Below are 21207 nucleotides of genomic sequence, written 5' to 3'. Positions count from 1 at the left end.
GAAATACGAGTAACTTGCGATTGCATAAAACGAAAAGCGATATTAAACGTTCAATGGCGCTGAACCATCGATCGCATGAATTACACTCCGTGGTGATAAAGTGCTTTCGAACAACGTTGAAGATGCCCCATCTTCAGATGTACCCGATACATCACGTCTGATCCGCGGTGCTGACGCAAACTTCAAGTTACTTTTTATTGATACGCCGCACCGGCGAAATTCCCCTGCAGAAATGCCTTTTATTTTCTTTGATACTTAACTCATAAGCGATAAAAATATATCACGTCATTTGCGAGTTAGTTAAAAATTTTTTACTTCTCACAACAGGATATGCAGACCCTTTTATCGCCCGATATTCGCGAAAAGGAACTATCCGCCGCCATTGGTTTCCCGTCTGACTTTGCAGCGTCCGAGCCGCGAGTCCACTTCAAAAGAAGGAACCGGCGCACACTACCCGAATCGCTATCCGGCAAAACCCATATATCTGCTATTGGGCTACGCAGATATATCGTTTTCGGCGCTGTGTTAGAGTTGCTTTTCTTTCGCCTTGTCCCGCCTGTCGGGCAAGGCGTTTTTCATGGGTTCCCTAACCCCATCCATCAAAAAGGTCCATATGACTGACTTCGACTTGCGCCGGCACACGGCTGTGCTGGCGTGGCTTTCGCTGTTCCACCTGCTGGTGATCACCTCCAGCAATTACCTGGTGCAGCTGCCGGTTTCCATCTTCGGCTTCCACACGACCTGGGGCGCGTTCAGCTTCCCCTTCATCTTCCTGGCCACCGACCTCACCGTGCGCTTCTTCGGCGCACCGCTGGCGCGCCGCATCATCTTCGCGGTGATGCTGCCGGCGCTGTTCATTTCCTATGGCGTGTCGGCGCTGTTCTACATGGGGCAGTGGCAAGGCGTCGAGGCGCTGGCGCACTTCAACCTGTTCGTGGCGCGCATCGCGGCGGCCAGCTTCACCGCCTATGCCCTGGGCCAGGTGCTGGACGTGCAGGTGTTCAACCGCCTGCGCGCCAGCCGCAACTGGTGGCTGGCGCCGTCGGTGTCGATGGTGTTCGGCAACGCCAGCGACACGCTGGCCTTCTTCACCATCGCGTTCTGGCGCAGCAGCGATCCCTTCATGGCCGAGCACTGGGTCGAGATCGCGCTGGTGGATTACGGCTTCAAGATCGTCATCAGCCTGCTGTTCTTCCTGCCGGCCTATGGCGCGCTGATGTCGCTGTTCAAGAACTGGTTCGGCCGCACGCCGGCCGCCGGTCCGGCCTGAACGCAGCGGCGTTGCAACACCGGGCGCCGGCGCGGTTTTTTCTTCCTGCAACATTTCCCGCCAGACGGTAAACTTGCGGTTGCGCGCGGCGATCCCCGCCGCGCCCCTCCCTCCCCTGGATACCGCATGAACTGGCCCCTGTTTGCCCTTGCCGTCGCCGCCTTCGGCATCGGCACCACCGAATTCGTCATCATGGGCCTGCTGCCCGACGTCGCCCGCGACCTGGGCGTGTCGGCGCCGGCGGCCGGCATGCTGGTGTCCGGCTACGCGCTGGGCGTGGCCGCCGGCGCGCCGATCCTGGCCATCGTCACCGCCAAGTGGCCGCGCAAGCAGGCGCTGGTGGGCCTGATGAGCCTGTTCATCCTCGGCAATATCCTGTGCGCGGTGGCGCCGACCTATGGCTTCCTGATGGTGGCGCGCGTGGTGACGGCCTTCTGCCACGCGGCCTTCTTCGGCATCGGCTCGGTGGTGGCCGCTGAACTGGTGGCGCCGGACAAGCGCGCCCAGGCCGTGGCGCTGATGTTTACCGGGCTGACGGTGGCCAATATCCTGGGCGTGCCGCTGGGCACCGCCTTCGGCCACGCCGCCGGCTGGCGCTCGACCTTCGGCGTGGTGACCGGCATCGGCGTGGTGGCCGCGATCATGCTGTGGTCCATGCTGCCCAGGAAGATCCCCATGCAGGGCGGCAACATCTTCCAGGAATTCCGCTCCATCATCGATACCCGGGTGCAGCTCTCGCTGCTGACCTCGACGCTGGCGTCGATCAGCATGTTCACCGTCATCACCTACATCGCCTACATCCTGCTGGACGTGACCGGTTTCAGCGCCAAGGAAGAAAGCTGGGTGCTGCTGCTGTTCGGCGCCGGCATCACCGTGGGCGGCCTGGTCGGCGGCAAGCTGGCGGACTGGAAGCTGATGCCGGTGCTGTGCACTGTGTTCATCTGCATCGCCATCGTGCTGGGCCTGTTCTCGTTCACCAGCCATTACAAGTGGCCGACGCTGGCGACCATGTTCGCCTGGGGCGCCTTCGCCTTCGCGGTGGTGCCGGGCGCGCAGATCCGCGTGCTGGACACCGCGCGCGGCGCCCCCAACCTGGCCTCGACGCTGAACCAGGGCGCCTTCAACCTGGGCAACGCCACCGGCGCCTGGCTGGGCGGTGTGGCGATTTCGGCAGGCCTGCCATTGACCGACCTGCCGCTGATCGGCGCCGCGGTCGCGCTGCTGGGCCTGGCGACGGTGGCGCTGTCGGCGTCTCTCGACAGGCGCGCGCAAGTGGCCGCCTGACGCAAAACGCTGGACGGCACAAACAGAAACGGCGCTTGCCTTTATCGGGCAAGCGCCGTTTCTGTTTGCAGCGGGGATATTCAGGCCGCGTTCATGTTGGCCGACGCCACGAAGTTGTCGAAGAAGCTCTCGCAGCGCGCCAGCTGCTCCAGCGTCACGAACTCGTTGGGCTTGTGCGCCTGCACGATGTCGCCGGGGCCGCAGATCACGGCCGGCATGCCGGCCTCGCCGAACAGGCCGCCTTCGGTACCGAAGCCGACCTTGCGCGCGCGCTCGCTGCCGAGGATGCGCAGCGCCGAAGCCACGATGGGGTCATCAACCGGCGTGCTCATGCCCGGATAAGCCGTCAGCGTCTCGAACTCGATGCGTCCCTGCGCGCCGTCGGCGGTCATCTGCGGCACCACTTCCCTTTCGGCATAGGCCTTCACTTCGTCGAACACCTCGCGCGGATCGATGCCCGGCAGGAAGCGGTGCTCGAACACGAACTCGGCCTTGTCGGGAATGATGTTGGGCGCGCTGCCGCCGTTGGAGAGCGTGGTGACGATGGACGAATACGGCACGTCGAAATCGTAGTCGTTGGTCTCGGTCTCGCGCACGCGCCTGGCGATGTCGCGGATCTTCAGCTGCATCATCGCGGCGAAGTCGATGCTGTTGATGCCCAGGTGCGGGCACGACGAGTGCGCGGCATGGCCGTGCACCGAGCAGCGGTAGGAGCGCTTGCCCTTGTGCGCGATCACGGCCTGCATCGAGGTCGGCTCGCCGATGATCACGCCGGTGGGGCGGATCTCGTTTGCCTTCAGATCGGCCAGCAGTTCGCGCACGCCCAGGCAGCCGACTTCCTCATCATACGAGAACGAGAAATGCAGCGGTGTATGCAGGCGGCTCTGGTCGATCGACGGCAGGCGCGACAGGCACACGGCGATGAAGCCCTTCATGTCGCAGGCGCCGCGGCCAAACAGCTTGCCGTCGGCGACATGGGCGACGAAGGGATCGGTGTCCCAGTTCTGCCCCTTCACCGGAACCACGTCGGTGTGGCCGGAGAAGACGGTGCCGAACTTCGCATTGCCGGCCGCGCCGCCGATGGTGGCGAAGAGGTTGGCCTTGCGCTTCTCGGCGTCGTAGGTGAGGCGGGTGACGGCGCCGTGGCGCTCGAGGTAGTCGCGGACCCATTCGATCAATCCGAGGTTGGATTCGCGGCTGATGGTGTTGAAACCGATGAGTGTCTTGATGATGTCCAGCGTCTGCTTCGTCGGTTCCGAAGCGGCTGTCTTGAGAGGTGCGTTCATGATGATGTTTGCCTGTTCAATTTCCGGAGCGCACACCCGCGATGCGGGCGATTCGTTCCGGCAACTTCAGCAGCAAGCCCCGTGCCACGGCTGAGCCGTCGCGGCGGCTGGGCCTGCCAAGCCCGATTTTCCCTGGCTGCTTGTTGAACGGCGGTCTGTTGCCGCCTGATATCGGAAGCGCAGCGTGCAGAGGAAAAACTGCGCGCTTTACGCAACACAGTCGACATTACACCTCATTTCCGCAAGCCGCGCTCACCCCTTCCGAAAAATCCGTTCTTCATAGACAAAAAGCTCATCTTTGGCGGCGCAAGCATGTCGCCCAAGGCCGGTCTTATCAGGAATTTCATGATATGGCCGCCCCCTCCTTTTTGTAAGACTGCAAATGAAGCAACCAGCCCGGGCGGCCCGCCACGAGCAGTCGCCGACGTCTTCCCGCCCGTTGGGAAGAGGCTGCCGGAATCGCTGTAATAGGAAAGACCGAAATCATGAAACCGCCGATCATCCTGATGATTGAATCGAACGGCGAAGCAGTCGAACTGGCGCGCTTCGCCCTGTGGCGAAGCAACTTCCATTGCGTGCTGCAGTGGTACGACGAAGCCGACGCGGCCATCAACCGCCTGCTGTACGCCCGGCGCGACGGCGGCAGCGGCGAGTTGCCGGCCATGATCTTCCTCGACCCGGGCATGATGGAGAACAACGGCCTCGACTTCATCCTGGCGATGAAGGCCGGACGCGCCACGCGCGCGGTGCCCATCGTGGTCTTTCCCGATCCCGATTACCCGCCGGCGCTGCCCGAGCTGATCGAGGCCGGCGCCAGCGAGTACCTGCTCAAGCCGGCTTCCGCGGACGCCTATATCAAGGTATTCCTGGAATGCGCCCAGCATTGGGGCAAGCGCCGGCGCTCGCGCGCTGCGCGCGAGACGCCCTCCTCTTCGCCATGAAAAAAGCCCGCAGATGCGGGCTTTTTCTTTTGCTGGCTGCGGCGCCGTCCGGGACGGTGCAGGGCCGGTGCGTTACTTCGTCACGCGCGAGCTGATGTGTTCATCAAATGCGCGGTGCGCGGCTTCCAGGTTCTTCAGGGCGCTCTGCCACGGCTCGTAGTCGGCCGCCGTCAGGAACGGCGCTCCGGGAGTCTGCTTCCACTCCTCCAGCTTGGCCGTCATCAGTTCATACTCTTCCAGCTGGACTTGCAGCAAGGTCTCCATCTGGAGACGCAGTTCTTCTGCGCGTTCAATCCAGGGATCGGGTGTCGTCTGTTCGGTCGTTTCCATTCGTCCTCCACTAAAGGAGCCAGCATGCTAGCACGAGGCAGCCTTGTTGCAGCGGAATTGACGACTGTAAATGACCTCAGGCGATGCCCAGCGAGGCCGCCAGCCAGTCGGCCTGCGCGCCCTTGAGCGAGGCCAGCTCGATCGACAGCACGGCAAGCGCCGCCGCGCCCTGCAGCATGAAAGACAGCTTCTTGCGCAGATAGGCGGCATACCAGCGCAGCGCCTGCGGATACTTGCCGTGCCCGCGATGATAGGTCGCGCATTGATGCATCTGCTTGTAGGTGCGGGGCCGGTCCAGCGGCACATCGGCCCAGCCCGAGCCGCGCTGGTAGGACAGGAACATCGACTGCGCACAGGCGTGCGACCAGTTGTGCCAGGGCTTGAGCGGGCCGCCGAAATGCAGCATCACGGCGTCCTCGGCGATGCTCAGCTTTTGCCTGCCGGAGCGCAAATTGCTCAGCAGCGAGAACATGATGTTCCATTTGGGATGCAGTTTCATCACGTGGCCGTGCGCCACCTTGTTCAACGCGTCCTGGTCGGGATAGTCGAGTTTGTAGCGGCCGCTGCCGATCAGTTCGATGGCGCGCTCGGTGATGCCCGCGCGGTTCCAGTTGTCGATGTCGATCAGCAGCAGGCCCGAGTTGAAGTAGAAATCGCCGTCCAGCTCCATGGCGACCAGGCGCCGCTGAGCGATGGTATGCACATCGGCCGCGGCGGCGGCGACATGCTCGCCCAGGTCCATGCGGGCAAGTTCTGCGAGCTTGCCCCGGCAAAGGATGTCGGAGTCCACATAGAGCATGCGGTCAGTGACGCCGGCCAGCACGCCGGGCATCAGGATGCGGGTGAAGATGGCATTGGAGTAATTGCCGCGCGGGTTGTGACGATAACGCGAGAACACGCCTTCATCCAGCACGTGGACATGCATGGGAACGCCGCGTTCGGCCGACATGCGCGACAGCCGGGCCCGGCTGTCTTCGGTGCAGCCGAAGGTGAAGACGTGGAAAACGAAGTCGAGGTCCGGATTGTTGTCCAGGATGGAGGCGATGCAGACGCCCGCTCCCCGGAAAAAATTCTCGTCCACGCCGAATGCGACATGCAATGCCGAACGTTCACCGTTCATGAAGACCTCTTCCAAGATGAGTAGCTGCCCGCAGGATGCGCGATCTTAACATCTGCTGCATGGCCTATCCATGACAGCAGAACAAAATCACTCGCTTAATTCAAGCGCGACAGCAGCCTTGTTACACGTGGAAACCCCAACTGCCGGAACGATTACTTGTATTTGTGAGTATTGCGGATGAGCGCAACGACGGACGCCATGCTGCCCGCGCGCCGAGGATGGGCGAGACGGCGGCAAATCGATGAAGAATGCGGGAGAATCCGAGCGCGGAGAGCCCGGAAAGGGCCGGAATGCGGAAAGAACCGGAACGCAGACGGCAAAACCAGGAGCAGAAATGCAAAAGCCGTTGAACGCTATGCATTCAACGGCTTTGCAATTTGGTTGCGGGGGCAGGATTTGAACCTACGACCTTCGGGTTATGAGCCCGACGAGCTGCCAGACTGCTCCACCCCGCGTCTGTACGGTACGTCTGATACTAAAAAACAAAAGCCGCCGAACACACTGATTCAGCGGCCTTTTTTATCTGGTTGCGGGGGCAGGATTTGAACCTACGACCTTCGGGTTATGAGCCCGACGAGCTGCCAGACTGCTCCACCCCGCGTCTGAAGAAAAAGATTATATGACATATAAATCAGGAGCGCAACCTCTCTCTGCACTCTTTCTAGAGTGATACACTTCACTGCGCATCTGCCGATGCCGGCGCGGCGGTTCAGCCGCCGCGACATCCGCAATGGAGCGAGACGCGCATGCATGCCGATAACAACCATATCAAGCCACGACGATCCACACTTATGAAATTCTGTTCCGAATGCGGCCAGCCGGTCTCGCTGCAGGTTCCCCAGGACGACACGCGCCAGCGCTTCGTCTGCGGCAGCTGCGGCACGATCCATTACCAGAATCCCAAGATGGTGGTCGGCTCGGTGCCCGTGTGGGAACGCGACGGCGAGGTCAAGGTGCTGCTGTGCAAGCGCGCCATCGAGCCGCGCCTGGGCTACTGGACGCTGCCGGCCGGTTTCATGGAAAACGATGAGACCACCGAAGACGCCGCCGTGCGCGAGACCGAGGAAGAAGCCGGCGCGCGCATCAAGCTACATGAGCTCTATACACTGGTGAACGTGCCGCACGTGCACCAGGTGCATCTGTTCTACCGGGCCACCCTGCTGGACCTGGAATACCAGGCCGGCATCGAGAGCCTGGAAGTCGCCCTCTATACAGAGGAGCAGATTCCCTGGAAGGACATCGCCTTCCCCACGGTGGAGTTCACGCTGCGCGCCTTCTTCGCGGACCTGAAGAAAGTGCGCGCCGGTGACGGCGGCTTCGCGCTGCACACCGAAGACATACGGCGCCGCATGATCTGATCCGCGAAAGGTTAGCGGATGATCGCCTGGCTCAACATCGACACGCCCTTCCCCGACGTCTCGCGCGCATTGAAAGATCCCGCGGGATTGCTGGCGGCCGGGGCCGACCTGTCGCCGCCGCGCCTGCTGGAAGCCTATCGCCAGGGCATCTTCCCCTGGTTTTCGGAAGGCCAGCCGATTCTCTGGTGGAGCACCGACCCGCGCATGGTGCTGCGCACCGACCGCTTCACCGTATCCGACAGCCTGAAAAAGACCCTGCGCCGCATCGAGCGCAGCCGCCATGGCGACCGCCTGTGGCAGGTCACCTTCGACACCGTCTTCGAGCAGGTCATGCGCGGTTGCGCCGGGCCGCGCCGGCATGAGCAGGGCACCTGGATCTCGCCGGAGATCATCGAGGGCTACACCGGCCTGCACCAGGCCGGATATGCGCACTCCTCGGAAGTCTGGCTCAACGGCGAACTGGTGGGCGGCGCCTACGGCGTGGCCATCGGCAGGATGTTCTACGGCGAGTCGATGTTCGCCCGCGTCAGCGATGCCTCCAAGGTCGCGCTGGCGCACCTGGTGTTCTTCCTGCGCAGCCACGGCGTGGAGATGATCGACTGCCAGCAGGAAACCTCGCACCTGGCCTCGCTGGGCGCGCGCCCCATCCCCCGCGACGACTTCCTGCGCCACCTGCGCGGCGCCATCCGCGAACCGCAGATCCACGGCTGGCAGCCGCTGAACCTGCTGGAGACCGGCATCCCGCCGGCGGCGCCCGCGGCCCGCGTGGCGCGCGCATGAGCCGCCGCGCCCCTGCCGCAGCCGTGGTCTTTGCCACCAATCCTGACAAAGTAGTGTAAATTAGAAGTTCGGCTCATCGCCCCGCGGCCGTCGCTCTCCCGCCGCCGGGCTCCCGCAAGACAGGACAGGACGCACATGACGCATCTCAAAGACTTGCCGTTCTCCACGTTGCAATTCTATGCAACCGCGCCCTATCCTTGCAGCTATCTCGACAACCAGCAGGCCCGCTCGCAGGTCGCCACTCCCTCGCACCTGATCAACGCCGACGTCTATTCGGAGCTGGTCAAGACCGGCTTTCGCCGCAGCGGCATCTTCACCTATCGTCCCTATTGCGACGGCTGCAACGCCTGCACGCCGGTGCGCATCCGGGTGGCCGATTTCGTGCGCAACCGCAGCCAGCGCCGCGCCTGGGAACGCAACCGCCACCTGGTGGCGCTGGTCACGAACCTGACCTACGCCCACGAGCACTACGAGCTGTACCTGCGCTACCAGTCGGTGCGCCACGCCGGCGGCGGCATGGACCAGGACAGCCGCGACCAGTACGCGCAGTTCCTCCTGCAGAGCAAGGTCAACACCCGCCTGGTGGAATTCCGCGAGCCCGACGGCACGCTGCGCATGGTCAGCATCATCGACGTGCTCAATGACGGCCTGTCCTCGGTCTACACCTTCTTCGACCCCGACATGCCGGCCTCCAGCTTCGGCACCTACAACATCCTGTGGCAGATCGAACAGGCGCGCCAGCTCGACATGCCCTACGTCTATCTCGGCTACTGGATCAAGGAAAGCCAGAAGATGGCCTACAAGACCAACTTCCAGCCGCTGGAAGCCCTGAGCAGGGGCGACTGGACGCCGCTGGAAGAGTGAGCTCGCGCGGCCGCCGCGCCGCAAATGCCACAGGATGACGGCAAATCGCCGGAGATGCGCGCCCATGCCGTAAAAACTGCGGGGGCGCGGCGCGGACACGTTAGAATAGCGGCACTTTTCACCGCCATCCGCCCATCCAGCACCTTCCATCGTGTCCGACAAATTCCTCTACGCGCTCGCGCGTCCGCTGCTGTTCTCCCTCGAACCCGAGACCGCGCACCACCTCACCCTGCCGGCGCTGCGCTGCGCCGCCCGCTACAGCCTGACCGACTTCATCGCCAAGGTTCCGGCGCGCGATCCGCGCACGGTGATGGGCATCGAATTCCCCAATCCGGTCGGCATGGCCGCCGGGCTGGACAAGGACGGCGCCTACATCGACGGCCTGGCGGCGCTGGGCTTCGGCTTCATCGAGGTCGGCACGGTCACGCCACGCGCGCAGCCGGGCAACCCGCTGCCGCGCATGTTCCGCCTGCCGGACGCAAACGCGGTGATCAACCGCATGGGCTTTAACAACGGCGGCGTCGACGCCTTCGTGGCCAATGTCCAGGCCTCGCGCTTCTACCAGGAAAAGCGGGGCGTGCTGGGCCTGAACATCGGCAAGAACGCCGACACCCCGATCGAGCGCGCCGCCGAAGACTATGTACACTGCCTGGAAAAGGTCTATCCCTACGCCAGCTACGTGACGGTCAACATTTCCTCGCCCAACACCAAGAACCTGCGCCAGCTGCAGGGCGCCTCCGAGCTGGACGCGCTGCTGTCGCAGCTGAAGTCGGCCCAGCGCCGCCTGGCCGACCGCCACGGCCGCTACGTGCCGGTGGCGCTGAAGATCGCGCCGGACATGGATGACGAGCAGGTCAAGAACGTCGCCGATGCGCTGCTGCGCCACCAGATCGACGGCGTCATCGGCACCAACACCACCATCACGCGCGATGCGGTCAAGGGCATGCAGCACGGCGAGGAAGCCGGCGGCCTGTCCGGCCGTCCGGTGTTCGAACTGTCCAACCGCGTCATCCGCGGCCTGAAGGCCGAACTGGGCGACGCCCTGCCCATCATCGGCGTGGGCGGCATCTTCAACGGCGAAGATGCCAAGGCCAAGATCGACGCCGGCGCCTCGCTGGTGCAGCTCTACACCGGCCTGATCTACCGCGGCCCGGCGCTGGTGCGCGAATGCGCCGAGGCGCTGCGCGCGCCGGCTACCGCGACGACGGCTCATCACTAAACGCGGGCGCAATAGCGCAGGCGAAAAAAAACAGCAGGCGCAGGCCTGCTGTTTTTGTTTCCCGAGCGCTCGCCCAGGACCGGCGCGCGAAGCGCTCAGTCCTTGGACGCTTCGCGCTTGAGATTGAAAATCTGCCGCGCCTTGGCGTCGGATTCAGCTTTCTTTTCGAAGTCGGTCTTTTCGCAACCGACCAGAACCGCCCCGACGACCAGCGTCAGCAACATGACGACGACACGCATGATATTCCCCTGAAAATTCGGATGAAGCATCCCCGGATGAACGCCGGCGCAGGCGCAAGATCTGCGCACCGGATGCCGGCAGGCGCCATTTTATGCCCAAACCCGGCGGCGCGACGCAGACAGTAAAGAAAGATTTTCGGCGCGGCCGCCCGATGCACGTTTGTCATCGCGACCGCGCCGCAGCGTTCATCCCTGCAGCTTCGGACTGGGCGTTTCCATCTCGATGGTGCGGCCGTCGTCGCCGGCGGCGCCATGCGACAGCCCCTCCTTGAGGCGGAACACGCTCACCAGCGACGCCAGTCCCGACGCCTGCTCCTGCATGGCGCGCGCGGCGGCTGCGGCCTGTTCCACCAGCGCGGCGTTCTGCTGCGTGCTCTCGTCCATCAGCGCGATGGCGCGGTTGACCTCCTCGATGCCGGCGCTCTGCTCCTGGCTGGCGGCGCTGATCTCGGCCACCACGTCGGTCACGCGGCGCACGCTTTCCACCACCTCGCTCATGGTCTGCCCGGCCTGCTCGACCAGCTTGCTGCCGGCGCCGACCTTGTTGACCGAATCGTCGATCAGGGTCTTGATCTCCTTGGCGGCGGCCGCCGAGCGCTGCGCCAGCGAACGCACTTCGGAGGCCACCACCGCGAAGCCGCGCCCCTGCTCGCCCGCCCGCGCCGCCTCCACGGCAGCGTTCAGCGCCAGGATATTGGTCTGGAACGCGATGCCGTCGATCACGCTGATGATGTCGACGATCTTGCGCGAAGAATCGTTGATCGAGCTCATGGTCTGCACCACCTGCCCCACCACGCTGCCGCCCTGCATCGCCACCTGCGACGCCGAGCCGGCCAGCTGGTTGGCCTGGCGCGCGTTGTCGGCGTTCTGCTTGACGGTGGAGGTCAGTTCTTCCATGGCCGAGGCGGTCTCTTCCAGCGAACCGGCCTGCTGCTCGGTGCGGCTGGACAGATCCAGGTTACCGCTGGCGATCTCCTGGGAGGCGTTGGCGATGCTGTCGGTACCGCTGCGCACCTGGCTGACGATGGTGCGCAGGCTGCGGTTCATGTCCTGCAGCGCCGCCAGCAGCTGGCCGGTCTCGTCGCGGCTGGCGGCCTTGAATTCGGCGGTCAGGTCGCCCTGCGCCACCCGGCGCGAGACGTCCACGGCGGTGCGCAGGGGCCTGATGATGCTGGCGGTCAGCCACCAGGCGCACAGCACGCCGAAGGCCAGGATCAGGATCTCCAGCGCCAGCATCAGCATCTTGCTGCGCGCGGCGATGGCGTCGATCTCCTGCGCCATGCGGTCGATGTCGTCGCGCTGGATCTGCAGCAGCGTCTGCATGGCACCGAGATAACGGTTGGCCGCCGGCACGAACACTTGGTCCAGCACGCGGTTGCCTTCGGCCAGGTCGCCGGTGGCCTTGACCTTGTTGATGTCGTCGCGCCCGGCCAGGTAGGCCTTGCGCTCCACCGCGATCTGCGCGAAGGCGGCTTTCTCGGCCTCGCTCTGGATCAGCGGCTCGATCTTCGACTGGGTCTGGGCCGAACTCTTGGACGAGGCCGCCGCATCGTCGGCGAAGTATTCCGCCAGCGACGGATCGGCGCTCTTGGCGATGGCCAGCGTACGGCGGATACCGCCGTACAGGTTGGCGTACCAGTCGGAGATCAGGCGCTCCTTGGCCAGCGGTTGCTGCATCATTTCATGGGTGGCGTCCGACACCGCCTGCAGGCGCCAGAAACCGATGGCGGTGATCACGATGGACAACGCCAGGATCAGGCCGAAGCCCAGCGACAGGCGCTTGCCTATCGACATGTTGCTGATGATTTTCATGTTCCCTTCCCTCAATTCTGGTTGTTGTTCTGCGGTCTCGCGTCGCCCATGCCGGCGCCGGGCGCTTCTCTTTTTTATTTCCACACGGAAAATTATCCGCGGACGATATTAAACGGCAAAAGGATAGGACTGACCAGTGAGAAAATTGCATGTGGGAAAATCAAAACACCAGCCCTGGCACCGCCGGGGTTCGCCACTGCTGCCGCGCCGTCCCCGGCATTGCCGAAGCGACAATGCCGGTCCCGCTGCCGCACGTCGACAGTGGCCGGTTTTATAATGGAAGGCTCCCGACGGCCGGGCCGTCAACGCGTATTCATGCCATGTCCGCCAATACCATCTCGATCAACAGCCAGATGAGCCATTTCGACAGCCACGACAGCGTCTGGCTGTTCGGCTACGGCTCCATCATCTTCAAGGCCGATTTCCCCTTCCTGGAGCGCCGTCCTGCGCACATCAACGGCTGGGCCCGGCGCTTCTGGCAGGGCTCGCACGACCATCGCGGCACCGTCGAGGCGCCCGGGCGCGTGGTGACGCTGGTGCCGCAGGAGGGCGCGGTCTGCGCCGGCATGGCCTACCTGATCACGCCCGAGGTGTTCGCCCACCTCGACCACCGCGAAAAAAACGGCTACCTGCGCCTGGTGACCGAGATCCACTTTGGGGAAGCTGAAAAAGCTGAGGGCCTGATCTATATCGCCTCGGAAGAAAACACCGCCTTCGCCGGCCCGGCCAGCGAGCTGGACATCGCCCGCCAGATCGCCCGCGCGGCCGGGCCCAGCGGACGCAACAGCGAATACCTGCTGCTGCTGGCGCAGGCCCTGCGCGAACTGGGTTCGGACGACGCCCACGTGTTCGAGATCGAAAAGCACCTGCTGCAACTGGAACGCGAAGCCGCCGCCCGCTGAGCGGCGTGGTATCTTTGCCCGGCTCCAGGCATCAATCACCATCCAAAAACACAAGGAAGAGGAACATGATCAAAGCTCTCGCCGCATGCGCAACCGCTCTCGCCCTGGCCGCCTGTGCCGCTCCGGTGGAGAGGACGTCCAGCGGAGAAATCCCCCAGTCGCGCATCTACATCAAGAGCATGACGCAGCAGGATGCCGGCCTGAGCCAGGTCGAGTTCAGCCGCGCCGCCGGCATGCTCAACAACGAGATGCTGGAACTGGCGATCAATGACGTGGTGCTGGCCCAGATGGCCAGCGGCGAACACCTGGCCATCTGGCTCAAGCCGGGCCGCTACGATTTCAGCGCCAGGCCGGTCCTGACCCTCAATACCCCGGCCTCCGCCAAGCAGGACCGCGTGAGCGTCGAGGTGAAGGCCGGCGGCGCCTACAAGATCCACATCGCCACCGAGGTGCGCGGACTCAAGATGAGCCTGGCCGGACAATAAGACGCGGGCGCCTTCGGGCGCATTGCCGCCGTCCTCATGTCGCACGAATGAAACATCGTGCGATTTTTTTTGCCTGCCGATGCCGCACCCCACCGCAAGCACGCCTGTCATCCAATAAGCAAACTGTTGATTTAAAAGGATATTTTCAAGTTACGGGTACAAAAACCGGCACAGGCATCAAGTTATTCAAGAATTCGATAACTGATATTGGGATTCAAAATTGGCTCCGTCGCGAGGAAGCACATATATTGCAATGCAACAGATCAATTTTTTCTCGCGGAGCTCACCATGAACATCGTCGTCGACATCCTGCCCTACACCCTGCTGATCGGCGCCATGGTCGCGCGCTACCTGGTTTCGGCCAAGTAAGCAGCAACCCTGGCCGGGTCTTTTCCGCACCTCGTGGTGCGGATCTGATTCAGGCAGCAGTACTTCGAAAAGCGGTTATTGTCGCATTGCAATGCTGACAAGCCGCTTTTTGTTTTGCCCGTTGAAACGGCAAATTTGGCGCAGGATTTGCCAACTTATCATCATTGCTGATAACAGCAGGAATCCGTCGCCAGCGGGGATTTTTGCCCGCGGATTTGAAAAGACGGTCCGCTTTCCCGGCGTGCGCCTTCCGGCCGGGCATCTTGCAAATGGCTGACTTGCCATTACACTCGCTAAGTTTGCCAACCGGAACGAAAGAAACCGCATGAAGCGTCTCGCCTCCATCGTCGCTGCAACCGCGCTGCTGCTGGCGCTGCAAGGCTGTGCCTGCGCCCCCGGCTTCGTCGGTTTTGACAGCCGATGCGCATTTACCAACGTTCCCAGCGGGCAACCCTGAGCGGGTTTCCGCTTCTTCGGGTGCTTGAAAACACCCTCCGGACGGCTTTACACGGGTAATTTATTGTTAATTTTCGAACCCGTAGCCGCAGCGCCGATCCGCATCCCCTCCCGTCACCTCTCCTCAGCCCGCGTCGGCCAATTGCGCCAGCCACTGGCGCAGGTCGTCCATGGCCTGTTCGCGCAGGGCCGGCGTCTCGTTGAATATCTCGTGGTAAGCGTCCGGATACCAATGCATGGACTTGCGCCCGGCCGGCAAGGCGTCGAAGAAGGCGCGGCTGCCGTGCGGCGCGACGAACGCGTCGTCCCCGGCCACCTGCAGCAGCACCGGCTGCATGAACTGCCCGGCGTCGCGCGCCACCTGGTGCATGGCGTCGAGCATGAAGTTGAGCATGCGCGGCGCGATCTTGCCGTGGTTCAGCGGGTCGCCGCGGTAGGCCTTGATCTGCTGCGCATCGTGCGAAATGCGGCTGGCCGGCAAGGCCGTGGGCAGCGCAAAGCCCGGCGCGATGCCGCTTGAAACGGCCAGCAGCAGCTTCTGCCACGCCGTCATGTCCAGCGCCAGCGCCGGCGAAGACAACGCCAGCGCGCGCACCGGGCTGAAAGCGCCGGTGGCGAAGCGCGCCGCCACCAGGCCGCCCATGCTGTGTCCGAACAGGATGGGCGTGCACTGCGTGCGGCGGCTGAAATCGTCGAAACTGAGCTTGAGGTCCTGCAGCAGGTCGTCCGCCCTTGCCAGGCTGCCCTGGCGCCCGCCGGAGTTGCCGTGGCCGCGATGGTCGCAGATGCGCACCGACAGGCCGGCCTGGTTGAACAGCCGGGCCAGCGCGACATAGCGGCCGCCATGCTCGCCCAGCCCGTGCACCATCTGCACCGCGGCGCGCGCGCCCGGCAACAGCCAGTCGCGGCAAAAGAGCCGGGTGCCGTCGGCGGCGTCGAACCAATGTTCCTGCGGTGCCTGCTGGCTGCTCATGCCGTCTCCAAGGTTGTTGCCGGCGCGGGCCTGGCCCGGCAGGACGTAAGACTCAGGGTTCGTGGTGTTCCGCGTAACGCCGGCGCGCGCGCCAGACTTCCTTCAATCGCCGGCTCTGGCGCAAGGCCAGCTGCAGCGAAGCGGCCCACGACAGTGGCCGCGGATGCACCACCGCGCGCAGGGCGCGCGAATAATCGAGCACCAGGCCGGGCGTCCAGGCCATCGTCAGCGCCCGCTTGCGGATCTGGCTGGCGACCCAGATCTCCGGCGTAAACATCATGCGCACGGCATTGGACCAGTGGCGGTCGCGCGTGCCGATCACGCCTTCCAGCGCCGCCTCGAGCGCGTTGGCGACGGTGCTGGAGCAGTTGCGGTAGGTCAGGTTGTAGATCTCGGTCTGGCGGTAGTCGCCCCAGAAACGCTCCAGCCCGCAGCGGCTGTAGTCGCGAAAGACGATCTTCTCGGTCGACTCGCACCAGGCCGCAGCCTCGCCCGGATAGTCGCTCAGGTAGCGGCCCCGCACATTGTTGTCGGCGGTGGCGCGCAAGAGCCGGGCGAACTGGTCGGGCGAGCGGTCGATCTCTTCGGCCGGGTAAAGGCTGATGTACAGGCCGGGCGGCACCTCCAGCGCGGCGTGGCCGGTGGAGATCACGCCATTGGTGTCGACCGCCGCGATGTAGCGGTCGATCACCGGCTGGCGCCGCGCCGGCCCCTTGGCGCTGCCGGCCGGGGTCCAGACGTGCACCGTCATCGGCGCCGCACCGCCCTCCTCGTTGCCGGCGGTAGCGTCGTCGTCCGGCGCGGCCGCAGCCTGTTCCTGGGCGGCGGCGCCGGCTTCGTGCGACTGCGGCGCGGGCGACTTCCAGCCCCGCCCCAGCGCGCTGCCGTCGGCGCGCAGCATGGGCTTCATGCGCTCGTCGCCGCGGTACAGGCCGGCGTCGAACGGCTTGTCGTCGCCGCCGTTGGCGCGCGCCAGCATGTCCACCGACACCTGCTGCGGCAGCATGCGCGTACGCAGCGCCAGCCAGATCATGTTCCAGCCGCCGAAGATCAGGCCCAGCGCCAGGCAGAACGGCACCGTGCCCTTGTAGTGCGTGGGATAGGGCTGGAAGAACAGGATCGCCAGCAGGATCTGGACGCTGCCGCCGGCCACCGCCGCGCGCCAGCGCGGGAAGCGCACCACCACGGCCGAGGTGATCTGCAGCGAGCCGCCGATGGTGAAGGCGATGCCGAACAGCATGGCCAGCGCCATGTTGCTAGCCTGGTGCTGGGTGATGACCAGCACCGCGATGAGCAGGAAGATCGCGCCCTTGGCGTAGCGCAGCGTCTTCTGCGCGCCGATGCCGCTGTTGGCCACCCACAGGGTGACCAGGCTCTCCACCAGCAGCAGGTAGCCGAACAGGGTCAGCGGGAAGTTGAGCACGCCGTCCAGCGCGTCGATCATCAGCGACACGCCGATGGTTCCCCAGGCCAGCCCGGCCACGGCCAGCACATGCCAATTGCGGCGGATGAAATCCGCCCCCAGCAATAACAAGACAAGACGTATCACGGCATTCCCCGGGGCGCATGGCCCTTCCCTATATGATGGCGTGATTTTCCGGGTTTCCGTGCAGGCAGGCAACTCGCGCCCGCAATGCTGGATCAAAGCGCCGCAATCGCGGAGAATCTGGCTGCGCACCTTCCTCCCATTGAACCGCTTGCCGATGAACGCTTCCGTCCTGTTTTCCACCCTGGCCGGCGCCATGCTGCTGCCGCCGCTGAACTGCCTGCTGCTGTGCGCCATAGGCCTGCTGCTGCGGCCGCGGCTGCGCCGCACCGGCACGCTGCTGATCGTGCTGGGCGTCGCCCTGCTGCTGCTGCTGAGCACGCGCGCCGGGGCGCTGCTGCTGGTGCGCCCGCTGGAAAACCGCTACGCGCCGCTGACCGAGGTGAAGGATGCCCAGGCCATCGTGATCCTCGGCGCCGGTCGCCAGGCCAACGCGCCGGAATACGGCGGGGCGGACGCCGCCAGCCTGAACGGGCTCAAGCGCCTCGAATACGGCACCTACCTGCACAAGCGGACCGGCCTGCCGCTGCTGGTCACCGGCGGCAGCCCCGACGGCTCGCCCGAGAGCGAAGCCTCGCTGATGGCGCGCGTGCTGAGCGCGGACTTCGGCGTCCAGGCGCGCTGGCAGGAAGGCGCCTCCAACAACACGCAGGACAACGCGGTCATGTCCGCAGCCATGCTCAAGACCGCCGGCGTCGAACGCGTGCTGCTGGTCACCGACGCCATGCACATGCCGCGCGCCATGAACGCCTTCGCCGCCGCCGGCCTGCAGGCGACCGCGGCCCCCACCCTCTTCAGCGGCAGCGGCCGCCCGTTGCCTACGGATTATTTCCCCCATGCATCCAATCTCGCCATGGCCAGCTACGCCATGCACGAATGGATAGGCCAACTCTGGTACCGGTTGCGCTACCACGGCGCGGGCTCGCGTTCGGATTGAACGAAGTACCCTGCCTTTACCCCCTTGTTTCCCCCGTTTCGCGCCGGCCGCCCCCGGTAAAGTGAGAGCATCGCCGCAGGTCTGTGCACTGCGGCGGTAATTCGCGTCAACGCTGCTCGAACAAGTAAAGAGGGATAGTCCATATCCGGAATTTCCAGGGTGCAAAGACATCCAGACAGCAATATTCAATTCTAGGGAGACTCCATAATGGGCCAGCTGTCATTCAGCAAAAAACTTTGGCTGCCACTCGTCTTAAGCCTCATCGCGCTGCTGGCGATCTCGCTCTTCAGCGCCGTCATGGTCCGCAACATACGGCTGGAAGAACGCAGGGCAGACCTCACCAACATCGGCCAAACCGCGCTGTCGCTGGTCAAGAGCTACGGCGCCGCCGCCGAAAGCGGCGCGCTGCCCAAGGAAGACGCGCAGAAACGCGCCATCGCCGCCATCAAGAGCATCCGCTACGGCACCGACGGCTACTTCTCGATTTCCACCTCGCAACAGATCATCGTGATGCATCCGATCAAGCCCGAGCTTGACGGCAAGGACCTCACCAGCATGAAGGATCCGGCCGGCACCCAGCTGTTCGTGGAAATCTCCAAGGCCGGCGCCCAGCCCGAGGGCGGTTTCGTGAACTACCTCTGGCCCAAGGTCGGCGCCGCCCAGCCGGTGCCCAAGTCGTCCTTCGTCATCGCCTACAAGCCCTGGGACTGGAACCTGACCACCGGCGCCTACATGGACGACATCAACGCCGCCTTCATGCGCACGCTGTGGCAGATGATCATCCTGTTCGCGGTGGTGTCGGCCGCGTTGGTGGCGCTGGTGATCGCCATCAACCGCGGCATCATGCGCACCATCGGCGGCGATCCGGCCAAGGCCGCCGACGTGGCCAACCGCATCGCCCAGGGCGACCTCACGCCGCAGATCGAGACCCGGCCCGGCGACACCGCCAGCCTGCTGTACGCCGTGCGCAGCATGCGCGACTCGCTGCTGTCGACCATCTCCAACATCAAGCTCTCGGCCGACACCATCGCCACCGCCTCCAGTGAAATCGCCAGCGGCAACCTCGACCTCTCGGGCCGCACCGAGCAGCAGGCCGGCTCGCTGGAAGAAACCGCCTCGGCCATGGAAGAACTGACCTCCACCGTCAAGCAGAACGCCGACAACGCGCGCCAGGCCAACCAGCTGGCGGAGTCGGCCTCGGAAGTCGCGATCCAGGGCGGCAGCGTGGTCGGCCAGGTGGTGCAGACCATGGAAGGCATCACCGAAAGCTCGCGCAAGATCGCCGACATCATCGGCGTGATCGACGGCATCGCGTTCCAGACCAACATCCTGGCGCTGAATGCCGCGGTGGAAGCCGCGCGCGCCGGCGAACAGGGCCGCGGCTTCGCCGTGGTGGCCTCCGAAGTACGCTCGCTGGCCCAGCGCTCGGCGGCCGCCGCCAAGGAGATCAAGACCCTCATCGACGACTCGGTCAACAAGGTCGACACCGGCAGCAAGCTGGTGGAACAGGCCGGCGCGACCATGACCGAGGTGGTCGCCAGCGTCAAACGGGTGACCGACATCGTCGGCGAGATCAGCTCGGCCAGCCAGGAGCAGAGCGCCGGCATCGCCGAAGTGGGACGGGCCATCACCCAGATGGACGAAGGCACCCAGCAGAACGCCGCGCTGGTGGAGCAGGCCGCCGCCGCCGCGCAGTCGCTGCAGGACCAGGCAGCCACGCTGGCCGGCCTGGTCAGCCGCTTCCACGTCGACGCCTCCCAGACGCGCGCGGTGCAGCCCGCTGCCGCCGCAACCGGCGCGGCTCGGCCGGTTACCGCCGCCCCCGTCAAGAAGCCCGCGCCTGCGCCCCGCCCGGCCGCGACCAAACCCGCCGTCGCCAGGGCCGATGCGCCTGCGGCGCCCAAGCCGGCCGCCAAGTCGCCGTCACGCCTGCCGGCCGGCGACAACGAGGGAGACTGGGAGACATTCTGACCCCACGGTCTTGCCGGCCTGACAAGCCGGCCCGCAACACCCGAGCCCGCCCAGTGCGGGCTTTTTCATGGGCGCCCGCCTGCCGGCGACATCGCCGCCAAGAACGTTTTTGAGACTATTCCCATATAAACGCGAGGCTCGAATCGCGAGAATCACTACATCGCGCAACACATTGCGCCCCTCTCCGAGCCGAGCCGAACATGAACCGCCTCCTGAACATGCTGATCCTGGTTGCTGCCGCAAGCGCGGCGACCGTCTCGCATGCGGCGCCGTCGGTGGAGCTCAAGGTCACCGGCGTGATCCGCCCGGTCGCCTGCACCCCGACCCTGGGCGCCGGCGGCCTGGTCGACTACGGCAACATATCGGCGGCCACCTTGCGCAACGGCCAGGGCACCGCGCTGCCGGCGCGCCAGGTGAGCCTGACGGTAAGCTGCAACGCCACCGCCAAGATCGCGCTGACCGTGATCGACAACCGCGCCTCCTCGCGCGTGGCCGGCCTGACCGACGGCATCCAGGCCGGCGCCGACTACAACTTCGGCCTGGGCACCGTCAGCGGCAAGAAGGTGGGCGGCTATGTGATGTCCTTCGACAACGGCGCCACCGCCGACGGCCGCAGCGTCTCCGCCATCGTGTCCGGCGATCGCGGCAACAGCTGGAACAGCGCCGCCGGCTACATCCAGCACGAAGGCAACTACTACGCCTTCAGCGACAACGGCGCCCAGCCGGCCGCACAAAAGGTGCTGTCGACCCGGATCACGGTGCAGCCGGTGCTCAACAAGGCCGAAGAGCTACCGCTGGCCACCGACGTGCCGCTGGACGGCTCGGCCACCATCGAAGTGAAGTACCTGTAATCCCCTTCCCATCGCGCAACGGCAATCCGGATCCGGGAACGTTGCCGGCCGCGCAAACCAACGCCGGGCATCGTTGCCCATCGTTGCCCATCGTTGCCATAACGCAAAGCATTCGCCCCTCTATCTCCTTCTTCTCACATTTTTTTGCCGCACTTTCGATGCACCCAACAGTCGAAGGGATATTCGGCTTAGAATAGTCAGGAAGCGTTCTACG

The 21207-nt window shown here is 64.5% G+C and carries 20 protein-coding genes and 2 tRNA genes; 13 read left to right on the top strand and 9 right to left on the bottom strand.

Going from position 1 to position 21207, the window contains the following annotated elements; genetic code table 11:
- The first annotated feature begins 613 nt into the window (after positions 1 to 613).
- Complete coding sequence (locus CEJ42_RS05855; protein WP_088750338.1) at positions 614 to 1270, top strand: 7-cyano-7-deazaguanine/7-aminomethyl-7-deazaguanine transporter; 657 nt, start codon at positions 614 to 616, stop codon at positions 1268 to 1270.
- A gap of 126 nt (positions 1271 to 1396) precedes the next feature.
- Positions 1397 to 2554, top strand: coding sequence for an MFS transporter (locus tag CEJ42_RS05850; protein WP_079214216.1), 1158 nt, complete (start codon positions 1397 to 1399; stop codon positions 2552 to 2554).
- Positions 2555 to 2634: 80 nt separating this feature from the next.
- On the opposite strand, the gene argE is transcribed toward CEJ42_RS05850, so the two are convergent.
- Positions 2635 to 3840, bottom strand: a complete 1206-nt coding sequence (argE, locus tag CEJ42_RS05845) for an acetylornithine deacetylase (protein ID WP_088750337.1) — start codon at positions 3838 to 3840, stop codon at positions 2635 to 2637.
- Positions 3841 to 4325: 485 nt separating this feature from the next.
- Here argE and CEJ42_RS05840 point away from each other — a divergent pair, with 485 nt between their 5' ends.
- Positions 4326 to 4781, top strand: a complete 456-nt coding sequence (locus CEJ42_RS05840; RefSeq protein ID WP_088750336.1) for a response regulator — start codon at positions 4326 to 4328, stop codon at positions 4779 to 4781.
- A 72-nt stretch (positions 4782 to 4853) separates the two neighbouring features.
- Here the strand turns inward: CEJ42_RS05840 and CEJ42_RS05835 are convergent, their stop codons facing one another.
- The 4 genes from CEJ42_RS05835 to CEJ42_RS05820 all read right to left on the bottom strand — a co-directional run bounded on the left by CEJ42_RS05835 (position 4854) and on the right by CEJ42_RS05820 (position 6832).
- On the bottom strand, positions 4854 to 5111 hold the full coding sequence (locus CEJ42_RS05835; RefSeq protein WP_088750335.1) for a hypothetical protein: 258 nt from the start codon (positions 5109 to 5111) through the stop codon (positions 4854 to 4856).
- Positions 5112 to 5187: 76 nt separating this feature from the next.
- Positions 5188 to 6231: a glycosyltransferase family 8 protein gene (locus CEJ42_RS05830; RefSeq protein WP_129587678.1), complete on the bottom strand. Its 1044-nt coding sequence runs from the start codon at positions 6229 to 6231 to the stop codon at positions 5188 to 5190.
- 378 nt (positions 6232 to 6609) lie between these two features.
- A tRNA-Met gene (locus CEJ42_RS05825) sits at positions 6610 to 6686 on the bottom strand.
- Between the two features lie 69 nt (positions 6687 to 6755).
- A tRNA-Met gene (locus CEJ42_RS05820) sits at positions 6756 to 6832 on the bottom strand.
- Between the two features lie 190 nt (positions 6833 to 7022).
- Here CEJ42_RS05820 and CEJ42_RS05815 point away from each other — a divergent pair.
- The 4 genes from CEJ42_RS05815 to CEJ42_RS05800 all read left to right on the top strand — a co-directional run bounded on the left by CEJ42_RS05815 (position 7023) and on the right by CEJ42_RS05800 (position 10452).
- Positions 7023 to 7589, top strand: a complete 567-nt coding sequence (locus CEJ42_RS05815) for an NUDIX hydrolase (RefSeq protein WP_079214211.1) — start codon at positions 7023 to 7025, stop codon at positions 7587 to 7589.
- Between the two features lie 18 nt (positions 7590 to 7607).
- Positions 7608 to 8369: a leucyl/phenylalanyl-tRNA--protein transferase gene (aat, locus tag CEJ42_RS05810; RefSeq protein ID WP_079214210.1), complete on the top strand. Its 762-nt coding sequence runs from the start codon at positions 7608 to 7610 to the stop codon at positions 8367 to 8369.
- Between the two features lie 135 nt (positions 8370 to 8504).
- Positions 8505 to 9233, top strand: coding sequence for an arginyltransferase (locus CEJ42_RS05805; protein ID WP_088750333.1), 729 nt, complete (start codon positions 8505 to 8507; stop codon positions 9231 to 9233).
- A gap of 151 nt (positions 9234 to 9384) precedes the next feature.
- The gene (locus CEJ42_RS05800; RefSeq protein WP_088750332.1) at positions 9385 to 10452 is read left to right on the top strand and encodes a quinone-dependent dihydroorotate dehydrogenase; all 1068 of its coding nucleotides are present in this window, start codon (positions 9385 to 9387) and stop codon (positions 10450 to 10452) included.
- Positions 10453 to 10547: 95 nt separating this feature from the next.
- On the opposite strand, the gene CEJ42_RS24955 is transcribed toward CEJ42_RS05800, so the two are convergent.
- Both CEJ42_RS24955 and CEJ42_RS05795 read right to left on the bottom strand, forming a co-directional pair.
- A complete protein-coding gene (locus tag CEJ42_RS24955; RefSeq protein WP_158522485.1) occupies positions 10548 to 10691 on the bottom strand; it encodes a hypothetical protein in 144 nt (47 codons plus the stop codon).
- A gap of 186 nt (positions 10692 to 10877) precedes the next feature.
- Positions 10878 to 12503: a methyl-accepting chemotaxis protein gene (locus CEJ42_RS05795; protein ID WP_088750331.1), complete on the bottom strand. Its 1626-nt coding sequence runs from the start codon at positions 12501 to 12503 to the stop codon at positions 10878 to 10880.
- Positions 12504 to 12823: 320 nt separating this feature from the next.
- On the opposite strand from CEJ42_RS05795, the gene CEJ42_RS05790 reads away from it, so the two are divergent.
- From CEJ42_RS05790 to CEJ42_RS25370, 3 genes are all read left to right on the top strand, one after another.
- A complete protein-coding gene (locus tag CEJ42_RS05790; protein ID WP_088750330.1) occupies positions 12824 to 13405 on the top strand; it encodes a gamma-glutamylcyclotransferase in 582 nt (193 codons plus the stop codon).
- Between the two features lie 65 nt (positions 13406 to 13470).
- Positions 13471 to 13890 carry an NAD-GH domain containing protein gene (locus CEJ42_RS05785; RefSeq protein WP_079214205.1) on the top strand — a complete coding sequence of 140 codons (420 nt, stop codon included), beginning with the start codon at positions 13471 to 13473 and terminating at the stop codon, positions 13888 to 13890.
- Positions 13891 to 14584: 694 nt separating this feature from the next.
- Positions 14585 to 14716: a hypothetical protein gene (locus CEJ42_RS25370; protein ID WP_269087222.1), complete on the top strand. Its 132-nt coding sequence runs from the start codon at positions 14585 to 14587 to the stop codon at positions 14714 to 14716.
- Positions 14717 to 14839: 123 nt separating this feature from the next.
- Here CEJ42_RS25370 and CEJ42_RS05780 read toward each other — a convergent pair whose 3' ends face one another.
- Together CEJ42_RS05780 and CEJ42_RS05775 are read right to left on the bottom strand one after the other, a co-directional pair.
- Positions 14840 to 15688, bottom strand: a complete 849-nt coding sequence (locus tag CEJ42_RS05780) for an alpha/beta hydrolase (RefSeq protein ID WP_088750329.1) — start codon at positions 15686 to 15688, stop codon at positions 14840 to 14842.
- Positions 15689 to 15740: 52 nt separating this feature from the next.
- Positions 15741 to 17237 carry an HdeD family acid-resistance protein gene (locus CEJ42_RS05775; protein ID WP_088750328.1) on the bottom strand — a complete coding sequence of 499 codons (1497 nt, stop codon included), beginning with the start codon at positions 17235 to 17237 and terminating at the stop codon, positions 15741 to 15743.
- A 154-nt stretch (positions 17238 to 17391) separates the two neighbouring features.
- Between CEJ42_RS05775 and CEJ42_RS05770 the strand changes: the two genes are divergently transcribed.
- From CEJ42_RS05770 to CEJ42_RS05760, 3 genes are all read left to right on the top strand, one after another.
- Positions 17392 to 18171, top strand: coding sequence for a YdcF family protein (locus CEJ42_RS05770; protein WP_088750430.1), 780 nt, complete (start codon positions 17392 to 17394; stop codon positions 18169 to 18171).
- Between the two features lie 207 nt (positions 18172 to 18378).
- The gene (locus CEJ42_RS05765; protein WP_088750327.1) at positions 18379 to 20142 is read left to right on the top strand and encodes a methyl-accepting chemotaxis protein; all 1764 of its coding nucleotides are present in this window, start codon (positions 18379 to 18381) and stop codon (positions 20140 to 20142) included.
- Positions 20143 to 20342: 200 nt separating this feature from the next.
- Positions 20343 to 20993: a DUF1120 domain-containing protein gene (locus tag CEJ42_RS05760; protein ID WP_088750326.1), complete on the top strand. Its 651-nt coding sequence runs from the start codon at positions 20343 to 20345 to the stop codon at positions 20991 to 20993.
- Positions 20994 to 21207 lie beyond the last annotated feature (214 nt).

Origin of the sequence: Herbaspirillum robiniae, from assembly GCF_002213415.1 — a bacterium.
Lineage (GTDB): Bacteria > Pseudomonadota > Gammaproteobacteria > Burkholderiales > Burkholderiaceae_D > Herbaspirillum > Herbaspirillum robiniae.
Note: the sequence above shows the minus strand (reverse complement) of the source record. Positions and strands in the feature narration are given on the sequence as shown.

Bases quoted from the DNA above. Each gene is read 5' to 3' on its own strand.
- CEJ42_RS05855 (WP_088750338.1), top strand. From the start codon at position 614: ATGACTGACTTCGACTTGCGCCGGCACACGGCTGTGCTGGCGTGGCTT.
- CEJ42_RS05850 (WP_079214216.1), top strand. From the start codon at position 1,397: ATGAACTGGCCCCTGTTTGCCCTTGCCGTCGCCGCCTTCGGCATCGGC.
- argE (WP_088750337.1), bottom strand. From the start codon at position 3,840: ATGAACGCACCTCTCAAGACAGCCGCTTCGGAACCGACGAAGCAGACG.
- CEJ42_RS05840 (WP_088750336.1), top strand. From the start codon at position 4,326: ATGAAACCGCCGATCATCCTGATGATTGAATCGAACGGCGAAGCAGTC.
- CEJ42_RS05835 (WP_088750335.1), bottom strand. From the start codon at position 5,111: ATGGAAACGACCGAACAGACGACACCCGATCCCTGGATTGAACGCGCA.
- CEJ42_RS05830 (WP_129587678.1), bottom strand. From the start codon at position 6,231: ATGAACGGTGAACGTTCGGCATTGCATGTCGCATTCGGCGTGGACGAG.
- CEJ42_RS05815 (WP_079214211.1), top strand. From the start codon at position 7,023: ATGAAATTCTGTTCCGAATGCGGCCAGCCGGTCTCGCTGCAGGTTCCC.
- aat (WP_079214210.1), top strand. From the start codon at position 7,608: ATGATCGCCTGGCTCAACATCGACACGCCCTTCCCCGACGTCTCGCGC.
- CEJ42_RS05805 (WP_088750333.1), top strand. From the start codon at position 8,505: ATGACGCATCTCAAAGACTTGCCGTTCTCCACGTTGCAATTCTATGCA.
- CEJ42_RS24955 (WP_158522485.1), bottom strand. From the start codon at position 10,691: ATGCGTGTCGTCGTCATGTTGCTGACGCTGGTCGTCGGGGCGGTTCTG.
- CEJ42_RS05795 (WP_088750331.1), bottom strand. From the start codon at position 12,503: ATGAAAATCATCAGCAACATGTCGATAGGCAAGCGCCTGTCGCTGGGC.
- CEJ42_RS05790 (WP_088750330.1), top strand. From the start codon at position 12,824: ATGTCCGCCAATACCATCTCGATCAACAGCCAGATGAGCCATTTCGAC.
- CEJ42_RS05785 (WP_079214205.1), top strand. From the start codon at position 13,471: ATGATCAAAGCTCTCGCCGCATGCGCAACCGCTCTCGCCCTGGCCGCC.
- CEJ42_RS25370 (WP_269087222.1), top strand. From the start codon at position 14,585: ATGAAGCGTCTCGCCTCCATCGTCGCTGCAACCGCGCTGCTGCTGGCG.
- CEJ42_RS05780 (WP_088750329.1), bottom strand. From the start codon at position 15,688: ATGAGCAGCCAGCAGGCACCGCAGGAACATTGGTTCGACGCCGCCGAC.
- CEJ42_RS05770 (WP_088750430.1), top strand. From the start codon at position 17,392: ATGAACGCTTCCGTCCTGTTTTCCACCCTGGCCGGCGCCATGCTGCTG.
- CEJ42_RS05765 (WP_088750327.1), top strand. From the start codon at position 18,379: ATGGGCCAGCTGTCATTCAGCAAAAAACTTTGGCTGCCACTCGTCTTA.
- CEJ42_RS05760 (WP_088750326.1), top strand. From the start codon at position 20,343: ATGAACCGCCTCCTGAACATGCTGATCCTGGTTGCTGCCGCAAGCGCG.